Here is a 16463-nt window from a genome sequence, read left to right as displayed (position 1 = left end):
GGCGCGATCCGGTGTCGCGCTGACGACTGCCTGACACCGGGGCTCAGAGGTCTACTCTTCCGCGATAACGTTATATCGGCGCTGCCCTCACCTCCGTCGAAACCCGCAAACCGCGAGATGAGAGGCATGGTTCTTGCCCCAGAATCATCGGCCACACAGACGGCGGATAACGATGGCCTCGATCCCGGTGCCCATCAGCGCCGCCGGCCAGGTCGGTCGCGATCGCGATCCGTCAGTCGAACCCGAGCCCGTTGAGGACGCCCTGAAGGTAGCCGATCGCGTGCGCCCGCCCGCGGCTGCAGTAGGCCTCTGACGAGATGTCCATCCACGTGTCCGGATCGCCGATCATGGCCGGGACGTGGTCGTCGATGAGGAATCCAGCGAAGCCGACGTCGTTCAGCCGCCGGATGACGCGCGCCGGACTGTAGTTGCCCTCCCCCAGGAAGCACTCCCGGAAGGACGGCACCGTGCCCTGGACGTCGCGGAAGTGCACGTAGAAGATCGCCCCCGCCGAGCCGAGGGTGTCGATGACCTCGTTGACCGCCTCTTCCCCGCCCATCTCCGACACGGTGCCCAGGCAGAAGTCGAGGCCCCAGGCCGGGCTGTTTCGGGCCTGGGCGCGCGCCGCGACCAGCGAAGCCGGAGTCGTGAAGATCCGGGCGGCGCCACCCAGCGGCACGTCGACCGGCGGGTCGTCCGGGTGCAGCGCCAGCCGCACCCCGACCTCTTCGGCGACCGGGAGGACCGCGTCGAGGAAGTACTGGTGATTGGCCCACATCTGGTCGGCCGAGATGGGCTCGGTCAGCGGCTCGACGGGCGAGAGCCGGTAGGAGGCCAGGGCGTTGCCGGTGGCGGCCGCGTCCAGGTCGAAGGCGGTGACCAGGGCCCCGCCACGGCCAGGCTCGGCCATGCCGGTGCGCCAGACGTAGGTGGGCAGGAAGTTGTAGCCGAGCAGGTCGATGCCGACCGCCGCCATGTTCCGCAGGGTCCGGCAGTAGTTCTCGATCTGTTCGTCGCGGCCGGGCAGGCCGCGGTGGATCTTCCAGATGTGCGAGTACGGGACGTTCTCCAGGCCGTCGATCCGCAGGCTGTCGGCGTCGCAACGCTGACGCAGGGCCTGGAGTTCGGCCAGGCTCCAGTAGCCGTCCTCACCCGGGAGCAGGTTCGGGGTGTGGAACTGCACGCCTGACAGGCCGAGCTGGTGCGCGAAAGCAGCGGTCCGCTCGTCGTAGACGTCGATGTGTCCGAGGGAGAGTCTGATGGTCACGCGCCGGCTACTTTCTGGGTCTGGCGACCGATGCGTTCGATCTCGACCTCGACGAGGTCGCCGTCGGCCAGGTACGGGAAGCGGCCGGACAGCGCCACGCCCTCGGGGGTTCCCGTGTTGATGACGTCGCCGGGTTCCAGGACCGTGACGTGGCTCAGCCGATGGATCAGGGTGGCAACGTCGAAGATCATGTCAGCGGTCGTCGAGTCCTGGCGCCGCTCGCCGTTGACCCACGAGCGAAGCCGCAGGGCCTGCGGGTCCGGCAGTTCGTCGGCGGTCACCAGGACCGGTCCGAGCGGGTTGAACGTCTCGCAGCTCTTGCCCTTCGACCACTGCCCGCCGCTGATCGCGAGCTGGAAATCACGCTCGGAGACGTCGTTGGAGATCGTGTATCCGGCGACGTGGTCGAGCGCCTGGGCAGGCGAGTCGAGATAGCGGACTCTCTTGCCGATTACGACCGCGAGCTCGACCTCCCAGTCGGTCTTCACTGACGCTGGAGGCAGCAGGACGGTGTCGTCGGGACCGACGACGGTGTTCGGGGCCTTGTAGAACATCACCGGGTGCTCCGGCGGCGCTGCTCCGGTCTCGGCAGCGTGCGCTGCGTAGTTCATCCCGATGCACAGCACCACGCCCGGACGGGCGATCGGCGGCCCGACGCGGAGCCCGGACGGATCGATCCGGGGCAGCGTGCCCGAGGCGAGCGCGGCGCGGACGCGCTCGACCCCGTCGGCCCAGAACGGGCCGTCGATGTCGGCGGTGACGCCGCGCAGGTCGTAGTGGTCGCGTTGTTCGGTGAGCAGGACCGGTATCTCCTTGCCGGGCGGTCCCAGTCGCATGAGTCGCATGACGTCCCTTCTTCGGTCAGCCGGCGAGCAATCCGCCGTCGATGACCAGTTCGGTGCCGGTGATGAAGGCGGCTGCGTCGGAGGCCAGGTACAGTGCGGCGTCGGCGATCTCCCCTGGCTGTCCGAGCCGGCCCATCGGCTGGCGCGCGACCAGCCCGGCGCGCGCCTGCTCTGGGTCGGCGGCGGCGTCCAGCAGGCGGCCCACCCACGGCGAGTCGACAGTGCCGGGACAGACCGCGTTGCAGCGCACGCCGGTTCCGGCGTATTGCACGGCGACCTGCTTGGTGAACGCGATGACGGCGCCCTTGCTGGCGCAGTACGCGGCGCGGTCCTTCAGGCCGACGAGCCCTGCCGCCGAGGCGGTGTTGACGATCACGCCGCGGCCTTGGGCGAGCATGGTGGGCAGGGCGTACTTGGTGCCGAGGAACACGCCGCGGGCGTTGACGGCGAAGACCCGGTCCCATTCCTCAGGAGTGCAGGCCACCGGGTCCGTAGTAGAGGAGGCGCCGGCGTTGTTGCACAGCACGTCGAGCCGCCCGGTCTGCTGGACCGCCATGTCGATCAGCGCCGACACCGACTCGGGCTCGGTGACGTCGGTCCGGACGCCCACGGTGCCTTCGGGGACGCCGCTGGGGTCGAGATCGGCCGCGAAGACAGCGGCCCCCTCGGCGAGGAACCGCTGCGACATCTCGTAGCCGATGCCCGATCCGGCACCGGTGACGATCACGGTCTGTCCGGGGAATCTGTTCATGCTGTCTCCTTCAGGGGCCGACCGTCCGGCCACGGCCCCGCGAACACGGTGTCCTCGCACGCCTCCAACTCCAGCAGCCGGTTCCATTTGGCGGTGCGCTCGGAGCGATGAGTGGACCCGACCTTGATCTGTCCGGAGCGCCAGCCGACGGACAGGTCCGACAGCCAGGAGTCCTCGGTCTCGCCGGATCGGGCGGAGACGACGGTCCGGTAGCCCGCCGAGCGGGCCAGAGCGATCACCTCGGTCGCGCCGGAGAGCAGGCCGTTCTGGTTGACCTTGACCAGGACCGAGTTGGCGACGCCTTCCCCGATCCCGCGGCCCAGTAGCCGCGGAGAGGTGACGAACAGGTCGTCGCCGACGAGTTCGACGCGCGGGCCGAGGACCTCGGTGGCGTGCCGCCAGCCGTCCCAGTCGTCCTCGGCCAGCACGTCCTCGACCGAGACGATCGGGAAGCGGTCGCACCAGTCGCCGACCTCTGCGACGAGTTCCTCGGAGGTCAGGTCGCGGTCCTCGCGCGTGAATCTGTAGCGGCCGTCACGCAGGAACTGCGTGGCGGCCACGTCGATGGCGATGGCGACCTGCGCGCCGGGAGTGTAGCCGGCGGCCTCGATCGCGTCGGTGAGCAGTTCCAGGGCCGCGTGGTTGGTCTCCAGAGGCAGTCCCAGCCCCCCCTCATCGGCCACCAGGACCGCTTGTCCGTAGCCGCGGGACAGCGCGATGCGGGTCGCGGTGTCGCGGATGGCGCCGGACCATTCGATGGCCTCGGCAAAGCTCGCGGCGCCCACGGGGACGGCCAGGAAGTCCTGGATGTCGAGCGCTCCACCGGCGTGTGCTCCGCCGGACAGGATGTTGACCATCGGCATCGGCAGCAGGAGCGGACCGTCGTCGCCGGCGAGGTGGCGGGCCAGGGACCGGCCGTCCGCCGCGGCGGCGGCGCGGTGCACGGCCAGCGACACGGCGAGTACGGCGTTGGCCCCGACGGTCGTGAAGGAGGCGGACGGGTCCGCCGTGGCCAGGGCCGCGTCGACCTCGGCGGGCTCGAGCCCGACCACGCGTGGGGCGAGCACGGCCGTAATGTTCGCGACCGCCGTGCGCACCCCCAGGCCCGCATAGCGAAAGCCGCCGTCACGCAGTTCGTGTGCTTCGTGGGACCCCGCAGACGCTCCGGACGGGACCGTGGCGACGCCCTCGGACCCGTCGTCGAGCACGACACGGGCCGCGACGGTCGGGTGGCCGCGGGAGTCGAGGGCCTCCCACGCTTGGACCTTCTCGATGGCTGTCAAGACGCCTCTTTCACGTAGTTCCAGAGCTCTGTGATCGACGGCTCGCGCTGTCGGAGTACCGCGAGCGCGATCCGTCGGACGACCGCGGCCGTGTCGGGCGACAGGTAGCCCACCGGGGACATGCCGTCCACGCGGGCGAGCAGCAGGCAGGCGACGTGCCGGCTGAGCCGCTCCGTGGTCGCCTGCCGGGACTGCGGGCAGGCGCGTTCGTAGGCGCCGAGGAAGGCCGCGGCCGCGTCGGCGAACCGGTCCGCGCGCGCCGGAGCGTTCAGGGTCTTGAGGATCAGGTGGCACTGCATGAAGGCCACGTCGAAGACCGCCGCGCCGACGTGGGCCACCTCGAAGTCGAGCACCATCAGCCCGTCCGGTCCGACCAGGATGTTCTTCGGGGAGAAGTCACCGTGGACGAGGCAGTCGCGGCTGGTGAGCAGGTCCTCGCCGAGCTCGTCGACGGCGGCGGCGACCGTCGGATGAGCCGCGGCCACCGCGCGGTGGAACGGGGTGATCCGCAGCTGGTCGAACGCCTCGTAGTCGGCGAAACGGGCGCGGACGTGCTCGTCGCCCCAGGTCCGGCTGTGCCAGGTGCCGAGGACGGCACCCAGGGCCGCCGCGGTCGAAGACATCCCCGCCGTCGGGTCGGGCTCGTCGCCGAACAGGACCGCCTTCCAGGGCACCCAGTCGGCCGGGGCGGCGGCCATCACGACAGTGTGCCGCTGCGCGTCGACGGCGCGCAGCTCAGGGGTCTGATCCGGGGTCAGCCGGTGCAGGGCCTCGATCGCGGCCGCCTCGGTCTGCGCGCGCTCCGGCTTCGCCGTCCACTCGGCGGCGACCAGCAGGCGCGGCAGCGCCCGTTTGACGACCAGCCGGACGGACCCGGACTCGACCAGGAGCGTCTCGGCCGAGACGCCGCCGGACAGCCGGGTCACCCGTGGGCGGGCGAGCAGTTCGCGGAGGTACAGGTACTCGACCACATCGAGTTCCTGCTCCGGCTCCTCGTGTATGTCGCCCGTGGTCATGCGCCGAAGTACCCCGGGTGCTTGGCCCGCAGCACGGGGCCGTACTCCAAAACCCGCCGGGCGTGGGCACGGATGTACGCGCGCCCGCCTTCGGAGTCGCCGGCCTCGAGCGCGTCGACGATCGCCGTGTGCTCCGTGATCAGACCGCGCACCGTCTCCGGCTCCGGCAGGCTGAGCCGCCGCAGCCGGTCCAGGTGCATCTTGATCGGCTGCATGATCTGCCAGGCGGTCTGATAGCCGCTGAGCACGAATATCCGCTCGTGCAGTGCCTCGTCGGCGGCGAAGAAGGCCGCGAGGTCGCGCGCCTCGCAGGCGTCGGCCTGCCGCGCCAGTAGCTCGCGAAGCGGTGCCACGTCGCGCTCCGGCTTCTCGCACGCCGCGGCGAATGCCGCGGTCTCCAGGCTCTCCCGCACGAAGCGGGCCTGTTCGACGCTTTCCAGCCGGATCAGCTCGACCCGGGTCCCGACGTGCGGGACCACCGAGACCAGCCCGGAGTCGACCAGCCGGGCGATCGCCTCACGCAACGGAGTACGGCTGACGTGCAACTGCTCGGCCAGATCGGTCTCGGACAGCGAGGCGCCCGGCAGGATCCGCAGATCGCGGATCGCCGCGGCGAGCTCTTCGTACACCCGATCCGAGGTGCGCTGACGCACCCGGGTCAGGCCTACGGACGCCAGCGCACCGATCGCACTCGCATGGTTTCGATCAGTTCTCACGCAACCAATCGTTGCATACCGGTGTACTTGTATGCAAGGATCCCAGGTTACAGCAAGAGGTCATCTGCATTGCCTGCAGATGCATCAGACCTCACGCCACATGTGGGGCCGGAGCCGAGAGAGGAATCTCATGGCCACTCATCAAGCGAACCCGACACAGGATCGGGCACATGGCGCACAGACACCGGTGCTGTCGGCCGTCGGGATCTCCAAGCACTTCGGGCACGTCACGGCCCTCACCGACGTATCCCTCGAGGTGGCGGCGGGCGAAGTCGTGGCCCTGATGGGCGACAACGGCGCCGGCAAGTCCACCCTCATCAAGATCCTGTCCGGGGCGCTCGCGCCGGACGCCGGCGAGCTGCGCGTGCGCGGCGAGCGGGCGCACTTCGCATCGCCCTCCGAGGCGCGCGCCGCCGGCATCGAGACCGTGTACCAGGACCTCGCGCTCGCCGACGATCTGTCGGCGCCCGCGAACCTGTTCCTGGGCCGCGAGCACCACCGCCCCGGGCTGCTCGGCAAGCTCGGCGTCATGGACGTCAAGCGCATGCAGGCCGAGGCCGAGGAGCACCTGCGCACCCTGGGTGCGCGGGTCCCCGACCACCGCGCCCCGGTCCGAATGTTCTCCGGCGGTCAGCGACAGAGTGTCGCCATCGCCCGGGCCGGGATGTGGGCCCGCGAGCTGATCATCATGGACGAGCCCACGGCGGCCCTCGGCCTGGTGCAGACCGAGCAGGTGGCGCAGTTGATCAAACGGACCCGGGACCGGGGCATCGCGGTGATCGTGATCAGCCACAGCGTGCCCTTCGTGGTCGACGTCGCCGATCGCATCGTCGTGCTCCGCCTCGGAGCCAACGCCGCGACGCTGTCGCCGAAGTCCACCTCCCACGACGCGATCGTCGCCGCCATCACTGGCGCCGAGACCGGATCCGCCCATCGTCCGCAAGGGACCCAGCCATGACCCCGCTCATCACGACCGCCGCCACACCATCGGAGCCCGGCCCCGCGGGTGCGGGGTCGCGGGCGCGCCGCGCCGCCGGTGCCTTGACCGGCAGCTGGGTCTTCCTGGCCCTGATCGCGCTCGTGGTGTTCTTCTCCGTGATGGCCGGAACCACGTTCTTCGCCGCCGACAATTTCCGCAACATCGCCTTCAATGCCTCCGGCACGATGATCCTGGCGGTCGGCACGGCCTTCCTGATCATCGGCGGGCAGCTGGACCTGTCGATCGGGTCGGTGCTGGTGTTCAGCGAGGTGATCGCCGCCAAGGTGATCGTCGCGATGGCCGGTGCGCCCGAGCGGCACTACCCGCACGCCACCGTGGCGATCTTCGTAGGCACTGCCGTCAGCATCCTGGTCGGCGCGGCGTGGGGCCTGCTCAACGGAGTGCTGGTCACCCGGCTGAAGATCCCGTCGTTCATCATCACCCTGGGAACCCTGGGCATGGCGCTGGGCCTCGCGCAGGTCATCACCGAGGGCACCGATGTCACCGGCCTGCCGCCGCAGATGGTGACCGGCCTGGGCATGAAGCACGTTCTCGGACTGCCGCTGCCGGTGTGGATCGCGGTCGCGATCGCGGTGCTGGCCGGCCTCGTCCTGGCCAAGACCCGGTTCGGCCGCCACACCTACGCCATCGGCTCCAACGCCGAGGCCGCCCGGCGAAGCGGCATCAACGTACGGCGGCACCAGGTCGTGCTCTTCGTCTTCATGGGCGCCCTGGCCGGGCTGGCCGGCCTGCTGGACGTGGCCCGCTACACCACCACCGGGGTCTCCGGCCACAGCGCCGACAACCTCGTCGCGATCGCCGCCGTGATCATCGGTGGAGCCAGCCTGTTCGGCGGCCGGGGCACGATCTTCGGCGCCGCCGTCGGCGTCATGATCCCCGCAGTGCTCAACAACGGCCTGGTCATCATCGACGTCCAGCCGTTCTGGCAGACGGTGGCCATCGGCGCGATCCTCATCGTCGCCGTCGCCGTGGACGACGTGAAGCGCCGCCAGCAGCTGCGCGGGTCATAGCCCCCGTCCTGCGACACCTCCCCCCACGCCTGAAGGACAATCCCATGTCACGCACCGTCACCCGGGCCGCGCTCGCCACAGCGGCCGCCGTGTCCGCCCTGTCCCTGGCGGCCTGCTCCTCCGGCACGTCCTCGAGCACCGCGTCGTCCGACGGCTCCTCCTCCAGCAAGCACCACACCATCGCCTTCATCCCCGGCTGCACCTGCGACCCCTACTACTCCACCGAGACTCAGGGCTTCCAGGACGCCGCAAAGGCCGCCGGCGTGACCGCCATAGTCCAGGGCTCGGCGAACTTCCAGGCATCCGAGCAGATCCCGGTGCTGCAGGCCGTGGTGCAGAAGCATCCCGACGCCATCGTCATCGACCCGACTGACGCCACCGCGCTGGCCGCCCCGATCGAAGCCGCCGTGGCGCAGGGGATCCCGGTCATGACCACCGGCAACAACGTCAACACCGACAAGATCTTCACGGCCATCGCGGCCAGCTCCGTCAAGGGCGGGCTGCTCGGCGGCCAAGAGCTGATCAAACAGGCGCCGAACGGCGGCGACGTCGTCTTCGTCCACATCAAGCCGGGCATCAGCTCGATCGACGACCGCGACACCGGCTTCAAGCAGTCCTTCGCCGGGAACTCGAAATACAACGTACTACCGGAGCTGTACGCCGGCCAGGACTCGGCCACGCAGGCCGCGGGCCTGGTGCAGGCCGCGCTGGCCGCCCACCCGAACATCGTCGCCATCTTCGCCTCCAACGTGATCACCGCCGAGGGCACGGCGAACGCCGTACAGGCCGCCGGCAAGACCGGCAAGATCGCGGTACTGGGATACGACGCCAGCCCGCAGGAGGTCACCCACCTACAGGCGGGCACGCTCACGGCCCTGGTCTCGCAGAACCCCTACAAGATCGGACAGCTGGCGGTCGAGAACTCCGTGAAGTACCTCGGCGGCGACAAATCCATCCCGAAGGACCAGCCGCTCGACCCGGTCGTCCTCACCAAGGACAACCTCGACGCGAACCAGAGCGCGCTGTACAAGTAGCCGCTTCCGGGGTTCACGATCCCCTGGCGCAGCCCCAGGACACCATCCTCGGCACTCGGAAGGACCAGTCATCCCATGGAATTCGACGGCAGAACCGTCTTGGTCACCGGCGGCTCCAGCGGCATCGGCCTGGCCGCCGCGCACCTGTTCGCCGCTCGTGGTGCGAACGCGCTGTGCGCGGATCTGACCCCGCACGAACCGGAAGGGAGCGCGATCCGGTTCGTGCGGACTGACGTCGCCGACGAAGCGTCCGTCGCCGCCGCCGTTGAGAGCGCCCTGGAGTGGACCGGCCAGATCGACACTTTGGTGGCGGCGGCCGGCATCCAGCGCTACGGCTCAGCGGCGGACACCTCCGCTGCCACCTGGGAGGAGGTGATGGCGGTCAACGTGCGCGGTGCCTTCTTGGCGGCCAAGCACGCCTTGCCGGCTCTTCGTGCCTCCGGATCGGGGTCGATCGTGCTGGTGTCCTCGGTGCAGGCGTTCGTCACCCAGACGGAAGTCGCCGCCTATACCGCCAGCAAGGGAGCGTTGAACGCGCTGGCCCGCTCGATCGCGGTGGACGAGGCGCGGTACGGCGTGCGGGCCAACACCGTGTGCCCCGGCTCGGTCGACACCCCGATGCTGAGGAAGACGGCAGCGAGTTTCTCCGACGGCGCCGAAGCGGTCGACCAGCTCGTGGCCGCCTGGGGCCGCAGCCATCCCCTTGGCCGTGTCGCACGCCCGGAGGAGGTCGCCGAGTCCATCGCCTTCCTGGCCGGCGAGCGCGCCAGCTTCATCACCGGGATTGCCCTGCCGGTCGACGGCGGCCTGCTCGCGCAGGCGGCCGTGGTGCTGCCGGGCTGAGACGCGGAGGAAGACCGTGCCCATCGACATCACTGTCGAGTTCCCTGGCATCTGCCGGGTTGGCGAGGGCCCGTTCTGGGACCCGGAGAGTGGCTCCCTGAGCTGGGTGGACATCCTCGACGGCGCGCTCCACCGCGCGCGGCCGGGTTCGGCCGAGCGGTGGACCCTGCGACTGGCGACCCTCGTCGGCGCGGCGGTCCCCAAGGCGTCCGGAGGCTATGTCGCGGCTACTTCGGAGGGATTCACCGACATCTCTCCGGACGGTGCCTGGACCGTCCGGCGCGACTTCCTCACCGACGGGATCCGGATGAACGACGCCAAGTGCGATCCGCACGGCCGCCTGTGGGCCGGCAGCTGCGCCCAGGACTTCGCCGCCGGGCACGGCGGCATGCACGTCCTGTTGCCGGATTGGACGGTCAGGGAGGTGTTCAGTGGGCTCACCCAGCCGAATGGGCTCGGGTGGAGCCCCGACGGTCGCCGCTTCTATCTGGTCGAGACCCAGGCACGCGATGTCAGCGTATTCGACGTCGTCTCCGATCGGCTGGAGCCGGAGAACCGCAGGACTCTGGTCCCGTTCCCGGAGTCCTTCGGCTACCCGGACGGACTGACCGTCGACGCTGACGGATGCCTGTGGATCGCGTTCTGGGGCGGTGGCCGGGTGCTGCAGGTGGCTCCGGACGACGGCCGCGTCCTACGCACTGTCGAAGTGCCGGTTCCGCAGCCCTCTTCCTGCGCATTCGGCGGCCCCGAACTCGACGTCCTCTATGTGACCACGGCCCGGGAAGGGCTCGATCCGGACCTCGAACGATCGTCCGGCTCCGTCCTGGCCATCCGCGGTCTCGGCGTACGCGGCCTGCCCGCAGTGAAGTTCGGAGGTTGACCCGCACATGCCGTCCTCCTTGTGGCTAACCGACGAGAGGCCGGCCAGGCAGGTGCTCACCGTGGTGAACTGAACCTGTCCGGCATTGACGCATGCTCGCCCACCGGATCCTGGCCCTGACCGAAGAAGTTCGCACCTACGAACGCCCATTGACCGGGATCATCACCGAACGCGCGCCGATGAGCACGAGAGCTGGGCGCGAGGCTAACCGTGGCCTGGCAACCGTGACGCGGCACAGAGCGATGGGGGCCAAAGCCGGAACTCGTTGGAGCGTGCTGCTCACCCAACTGATGGTTCGCCGTCGTCCTTCGGGGTGGCCCGCCGATAGCCTGGCTCGCTCTATCCGGATTTCGGGTAGAACCAGCACGCTGTCGCTAGCGGCAAGTGCTTGGACGCGGCCCGGCTAGCGTTGAGTGATCTCGCCACGCTGCCGTGTCTGCGTGTGCTGGGCCGGCTGGGCGGCGCGCCATCACACGGGGTGAGCGGAGGACGGCGAGTAGCCACGGCTCTCCTTTCGCGGGGATATCCCCACGGTAGACCGCGATACTTACGCCGGACAGCACCCCAAACGCCACCACCGATTACAGGACAGAGCCGTTATCACCTGTGGATGGTCGCTTCGTAGCGGCCGGGACAGAGCCATTGTTCATTCACACCCGCGTGTGTGAGGTGCATGAAGCATCAGCAAGTGAACAAGCCGCTGGTAGTCCGCCTGCGGCGCGGAGATCGGTGGGCGGCATCTGGAGGTTGCCGCCCACCGACCGTACGGGCAGGTCAGGTTGCCGGTGTGCTGGTCTTGCGCGGGAGCAGGTAGCTGAGGGCGAGGGTAGCGGCGAGCAGGGCGATGCTGATCCACATGGTGGCGGCGAAGGCCGGTCCTGCGTCGTGGGCGAGTTGGTGGGTGCGGTCGGGTTGGGGGTGGAAGTAGAGGGTGCCGAAGAGGGCGACACCGAGGGAGGCGGCGAGTTGGATGACGGTGTTGAACAGGCCGGACCCACTGCCGGCGTGCTGGGCGGGGACGTCCTGGAGGGTGAGTTGGGCGAGCGGGGCGACAGCCAGGCCCGCGCCAGAGCCGGCAATGAACACGCCGGGGACGAAGGCCCCCCACGAGGTAGCGGAGGTTGAGTTGGCGGTCAGGGCGAGCACCGCCAGGCCGAGGGCCATGACGACGAGGCCGAGTTGCACGGTGGCGCGGCCGATGCGTGGCAACAGGACGGTGGCGCCGAGGATGGCGAAGGCGGCGTTGGCGAGGGGCCAGGCCAGCATCAGCACCCCGACCGTGAGCGGGGTGAAGCCCAAGGCGGCTTGGAGGAATTGGAGGAGGGTGAAGAAGAACCCCATCATCGGCAGGAAGATCAGAAACTCGACCAGCAAGCCGCCGGCGACGGAGCGGATGCGAAAGAGCGAGACCTCTACCAGTGGCGAGCGGCCCTGGTCCGACAGGGTGCGCTGGTAGCGGTAGAAAACGCCCAGGACGAGCATGCCGAGGGCGAATGCGGCGTAGGTCCATGCGGGCCAGGTTCCGCGGTCGCTGGCGATCGTCAGCGGGTAGAGCACGAGCAGCAGTCCCAGGCCAGAGAGGGCGACGCCTCCCAGGTCGAGGCGGGGCCGGGTGCTGGCGCGGCCTTCGGGCAGGACGTGCCAGGCGGCGAGCACCGCCACGATGCCGACGGGGACGTTGATCCAGAAGACGCTGCGCCAGCCGAGGCCGAACCAACCGGATTCCAGCAACAGGGCGCCCAGGATGGGGCCCAGGGCGGCGGCGAGGCTGGAGAGGGAGGAGAACGCGGCGATGGCACGGCCACGCTCTTCGGGCGCGTACAACAGCTGAATCTGCGACAAGACTTGGGGGATCATCGCGGCCCCGCACAGTCCTTGCAGGATGCGTGCGGCGACCAGCAGTTCGGGGGTGGGGGCGGCGCCGCACAGGGCGGAGGCGGCGGTGAAGCCGGCCATGCCGATCAGGAAAACGCGCTTGTAGCCGTACAGGTCGCCCAGGCGGGCGCCGGTGATGACGCCGAGGGCGAAGGCCAGGGTGTATCCGGCAAGCACCCATTCGATCTGGGCCGCGGACGCACCCAGGTGCGAGCGGATGGTGGGCAGCGCGATGTTGGCGATGGTCGCGTCCAGCAGGTCCATGAACGCGGCCAGCAAAACGATGACCAACGTGACGGTGCGCCAGCGCCCGGTGGGAACTGTCCGGGACGAGGGGGAAGGAGTGGTGGACAACGTGGTGCCCTTCGAGATGTCGCGGTGAGGTCGGTGAGAGATGCGGCACGTCCACGGCGAGCGGTGGAGGCCGCGGTGGGGCGGGGGCGGTGGGTCAGGCGAGGGCGACCAGGTCGCGGTATTCCTCGCTCCACAGGTCCTCGTCCGCGTCTGGCAGGAGCAGGACGCGGACGGGGCGGAGGGCGTCGAGGGCGCACTCGTCGTGGGTGACCATCACGATCGCGCCGGGGTAGGAGCCGACGGCTGCCAGGACCTCGCCGCGGGAGGCGGGGTCGAGGTTGTCGGTCGGCTCGTCCAACAGCAGCACGTTCGCCCCGGAGTGCACCAGCCTGGCCAGTGCCAGGCGGGTCTTCTCCCCGCCGGAGAGGACACCTGCGGGCTTGTCGGCGTCGTCCGCGGTGAAAAGGGACACGCCCAGGACCCTCCGGACTTCACCGTCCGTCAAATCCGGCGCGGCGGCAGCCAGGTTCGGCAGCACCCTACGGTCAGCAGCGAGAGTGCCGCACCCCTGGGCGAAGTAGCCCAGCCGCAGTCCGTGCCCGTGTACCACCCGGACCGCGTCCGGTGTCTTCGCGTCGGCCAGCAGGCGCACGAGCGTCGTCTTACCCGCCCCGTTACGGCCGACCAAGCCGATGCGGTCGCCGGGAGAGACGGTGAAAGAGATGTCCGAGAGCGGCAGGCGGGCACCCGCACGCAACCCGACATCGCGAACGATAATCATGGGATTACGCTCCGAGAAAGCAAAAGGACACACTTCTGGCGTGGAAGCGGGTCCTTGGCTAAGAAACTCGGGGCGTAGACATACCTGTACCGTAACAGACCCCCTGAGCAATGCATCCGCCAGTCACTCCCGGCCGAGCGGCAACACACAGCAGACCGGCTGGTCCGATGGGGGCGCTCACCACCTGGGCTTTGCGGTATCGGCGCCATCGCCGACCGGAACGCGGCGCTACCCAGCCCACCGAGGCCCTCTCCTCCTGTCCGGGCTCGACGCCCTCTCTGGCGCCCACTCGCGCCTGGGGGCGAGTTCTACGACCGGGCTGTGTTTCTGCTGGCGTGGCGGCGGGTCGGCCCAAAGGAGTGAGAAGGGCTGGTGGCGTGGGTGGTGACGACCCAGGCGGATGCGGGCGCCATCCACCAGAAGCACGTCGTCGAACCGTGCTCGGCGCTGGGATCGACACCCGGCCGCGGTGTCGGGGTCGAACACGGCGTTGCCGCGGCTGTAGACGATGACCGGCAGGTCGACGGCGGCCGCCACTCGACCAAGTCCGCGGCGGGTGCTTTGACCAGGTACGGCGGTAGCATCCAGCTCTGGCACAGCAGGACCGGACACGGCCTCAGTCAGTCCGCCGCGCATGGGGATGTAGAGGTCGCCGCTGGATCCAGTTGGTTCAGCGGCGACCCGTCACTTCGCTCGCGATCAGTGGGACTTTCGCATTCGATCGAATGGCGGAGCTTGGAAGCCCGGAACCTTGCTGAATACCGGTGAGTCTGGCAACAGTGTGAGGTCCCCGTTGGCCCGGTCGACGAATCGCAGATCGTCTGTGGTCACCCAGTTGTCGTTGACCGTGCCGGTCTGCGCTGCTTCCTTCACAATGCTGGGCGCTGGGCTGTCTGCGAACACGTTCCGCTGGACGCTGTTGTTCTTCGGTACGCATGGCTGATCCTCGAGCAGGTTCACCAGCCAGGGGTAGCGTGTCGCCCACGGGTCGTCGCGGTACGGCATCTCCTTCAGTGTCTTTTCCATGCCGCCACCGGGGGAGCAGTGCCCAGAGGCCCAGCCGAGACCGCGTGCATCAAGCGAGAATGCGCGGGAGCTGTCGACGACGAGGTTGTTTTCGATGATGTTCGACCGGCCGCCACCGATCAGAAACGGTCGGGGCACATGTGCCAGCACGTTCCCCGTTACCGTGATGCCCGACGTGAGGTCGTCGAGATAGATCCCGTCCTGGTCGTTTCCTGGAGCGCCGGCGCCGCCAATGTCGTGTACGTAGTTGTATCGGATGGTGGTTCCAGTCCAGCTCCAGTTCCGCACCGAGTAGATCGCTCCGGAATCGGCAGTGCTCTGGACCACGTCGTGCACGTCGTTGTATTCGATCAGATGATCGTTTCCCTCGAAGGCGATCGCCTGGTGGGGGGCGTTGAAGATGTGGTTGTCAGTTGCGGAGTTGCCCACTCCTGCGAGCATGACTCCGGGGTTGTAGGTGAGTGCGAGCCGGCTGAAGTCATGGATCTTGTTCCCGGCAGCAACGTTCCCGGCGGGCGTGAGCGTTGGGCGGTCGCCTCCCCCAACGTAGGTGCCGCCGTGCCCCACGCGGGTGATCTCGCTGCCACGGACGGAATTGTTTGTGCCACCTTCGATTCGTGCACCCCAGCCCCCGAGGTCTGCGATGGTCGCGCCCTGGATGGTGTTGTGGTTTCCGGAGGTGATCCGGACGCCGTCGCCACGGCTGTTGCCGATGCCGATGTCTTTGAACGTCACGTACGACGCGCCATCAACTTTCACCACAGGATCAGTCAGGAGCGACAGGTCTACGGTGCGATCCTTGATGTCGTTCGGAGGGTAGAAGTAGAGGATCTTGTTGTCGCGGTCTATATAGTACTCGCCCGGCGCATCCAACTCCTCGGGAACGTTGTAATAGTAGTAGCGCTGGCCGGCGCGCACGGTGTAGTGGGATGCAGTCTTGGTGCGGATCTGGTTGGTGGCTTGATCGAGAGAGTCGATGGCGAGGTTGCCGTCGGCCCAGTCCCAGTACCAATACCCATACATCCAGGCACCTTCGGTGGTGGCCCAGGACTCCGGCCGCTCGTCGCTGTACTGGAATGTCGCTCCGTGGTGGTAGACCTCGGGTAGCGGTCGAGTTGTCGCGTTGCCGCCGAGAACTTGGCGCGGGTTGCCGCCTGGATCGGTCACCTTTCCGACCTTGGTGTTGCCGGTGTTGGGGTACCGGGCCAGGGTCATTGGGGATCCGTTGAAGAAGATCTCGGCTGGTTCGTCTCCTGGTGGTAGGCCGTAGCCCGTCTGCATGATGCCGCCAAGGTCGGCAACGCCAGACGCGTTGAGATCAAGTTGCTTGATCTTGCCTTGCGACGATGCGGGCAGGCGTGACCCGACGCCATCGGAGGTTGCCGGCGTGAAGTCGTTCCCGTTCAGTAATACGCCGCCGGTTAGACGCACCTTCTCCCCCGGGTAGGCGCGGTAGGTGATGGGGGCGGTCGCGGTTCCTCCGTCCTGCTTTGTCAGGACGAAGGTCGATTCGCGATTGTAGTCACCGCCGCGGAGTGTGATGGTGACGCCGCCTGAGGGAAGTGAGTCCTTGGCGTTCAGCTTTCGGATCTCGGCTCGGGCGCGCTCCAGTGTGCGAAATGGCGCGCCATTGGTTCCGTTTCCGCTGTTGGACCCGTTCGGCGAGACGAAGATTTCTCGCGGACTTTGCGCGGATGTCTGCGTCGCCGGCAGGAGGGTGGCGCCGCCCTCGATTTTCGCTTTCACTCCGGGGTGGGCGTTCTCGAACGGCTTGACCAGGCCCTGCCAGAACGCTTTGGTGAGGTTGGGCGTGATGTTGGCGAGCATCCGGATCTCGGACTG

The 16463-nt window shown here is 68.5% G+C and carries 13 protein-coding genes and 1 pseudogene; 5 read left to right on the top strand and 9 right to left on the bottom strand.

Annotated elements, in window-relative coordinates; all coding sequences use genetic code 11:
- Window positions 1–232: 232 nt before the first annotated feature.
- The 6 genes from ABT294_RS40920 to ABT294_RS40895 are packed head-to-tail and all read right to left on the bottom strand — an operon-like array spanning window position 233 to window position 5878.
- Window positions 233–1267, bottom strand: coding sequence for a mannonate dehydratase (locus ABT294_RS40920; RefSeq protein WP_350811841.1), 1035 nt, complete (start codon window positions 1265–1267; stop codon window positions 233–235).
- Entirely contained in the window at window positions 1264–2112 is an 849-nt protein-coding gene (locus tag ABT294_RS40915; protein WP_350811840.1) for a fumarylacetoacetate hydrolase family protein, read from the bottom strand. The genes ABT294_RS40920 and ABT294_RS40915 overlap by 4 nt, the downstream gene beginning before the upstream one ends.
- Before the next feature lie 16 nt (window positions 2113–2128).
- A complete protein-coding gene (locus ABT294_RS40910) occupies window positions 2129–2863 on the bottom strand; it encodes an SDR family NAD(P)-dependent oxidoreductase (protein ID WP_350811839.1) in 735 nt (244 codons plus the stop codon).
- Window positions 2860–4146, bottom strand: a complete 1287-nt coding sequence (gene eno / locus ABT294_RS40905) for a phosphopyruvate hydratase (protein ID WP_350811838.1) — start codon at window positions 4144–4146, stop codon at window positions 2860–2862. The genes ABT294_RS40910 and eno overlap by 4 nt, the downstream gene beginning before the upstream one ends.
- A complete protein-coding gene (locus ABT294_RS40900) occupies window positions 4143–5162 on the bottom strand; it encodes a phosphotransferase family protein (protein ID WP_350811837.1) in 1020 nt (339 codons plus the stop codon). Before ABT294_RS40900 ends, eno begins: the two co-directional genes overlap by 4 nt.
- A complete protein-coding gene (locus ABT294_RS40895; RefSeq protein ID WP_350811836.1) occupies window positions 5159–5878 on the bottom strand; it encodes a GntR family transcriptional regulator in 720 nt (239 codons plus the stop codon). Before ABT294_RS40895 ends, ABT294_RS40900 begins: the two co-directional genes overlap by 4 nt.
- Before the next feature lie 130 nt (window positions 5879–6008).
- On the opposite strand from ABT294_RS40895, the gene ABT294_RS40890 reads away from it, so the two are divergent.
- The 5 genes from ABT294_RS40890 (at window position 6009) to ABT294_RS40870 (ending at window position 10645) form a co-directional block, all read left to right on the top strand.
- The gene (locus ABT294_RS40890) at window positions 6009–6836 is read left to right on the top strand and encodes an ATP-binding cassette domain-containing protein (RefSeq protein WP_350811835.1); all 828 of its coding nucleotides are present in this window, start codon (window positions 6009–6011) and stop codon (window positions 6834–6836) included.
- Window positions 6833–7888, top strand: coding sequence for an ABC transporter permease (locus tag ABT294_RS40885; RefSeq protein WP_350811834.1), 1056 nt, complete (start codon window positions 6833–6835; stop codon window positions 7886–7888). The genes ABT294_RS40890 and ABT294_RS40885 overlap by 4 nt, the downstream gene beginning before the upstream one ends.
- A 44-nt stretch (window positions 7889–7932) precedes the next feature.
- On the top strand, window positions 7933–8922 hold the full coding sequence (locus tag ABT294_RS40880; RefSeq protein WP_350811833.1) for a substrate-binding domain-containing protein: 990 nt from the start codon (window positions 7933–7935) through the stop codon (window positions 8920–8922).
- A gap of 99 nt (window positions 8923–9021) precedes the next feature.
- Window positions 9022–9765 carry an SDR family oxidoreductase gene (locus ABT294_RS40875; RefSeq protein WP_350811832.1) on the top strand — a complete coding sequence of 248 codons (744 nt, stop codon included), beginning with the start codon at window positions 9022–9024 and terminating at the stop codon, window positions 9763–9765.
- Window positions 9766–9781: 16 nt separating this feature from the next.
- The gene (locus ABT294_RS40870) at window positions 9782–10645 is read left to right on the top strand and encodes an SMP-30/gluconolactonase/LRE family protein (protein ID WP_350811831.1); all 864 of its coding nucleotides are present in this window, start codon (window positions 9782–9784) and stop codon (window positions 10643–10645) included.
- 774 nt (window positions 10646–11419) lie between these two features.
- Here the strand turns inward: ABT294_RS40870 and ABT294_RS40865 are convergent.
- The 3 genes and pseudogenes from ABT294_RS40865 to ABT294_RS40855 form a co-directional block, all read right to left on the bottom strand.
- Window positions 11420–12811, bottom strand: coding sequence for an MFS transporter (locus ABT294_RS40865; RefSeq protein ID WP_350811830.1), 1392 nt, complete (start codon window positions 12809–12811; stop codon window positions 11420–11422).
- Window positions 12812–12968: 157 nt separating this feature from the next.
- Window positions 12969–13538, bottom strand: a pseudogene (locus ABT294_RS40860) (ATP-binding cassette domain-containing protein); the annotation flags it as partial.
- Between the two features lie 756 nt (window positions 13539–14294).
- Window positions 14295–16463: right-handed parallel beta-helix repeat-containing protein (locus tag ABT294_RS40855; RefSeq protein ID WP_350811829.1), on the bottom strand; the 2169-nt coding region annotated here is incomplete at its 5' end.

Source organism: Nonomuraea sp. NPDC000554, assembly GCF_040300065.1.
Taxonomy (GTDB): domain Bacteria; phylum Actinomycetota; class Actinomycetes; order Streptosporangiales; family Streptosporangiaceae; genus Nonomuraea.
The sequence above is the reverse complement of the archived record's forward strand: the minus strand, read 5'-3'. Positions and strand labels throughout refer to the sequence as shown.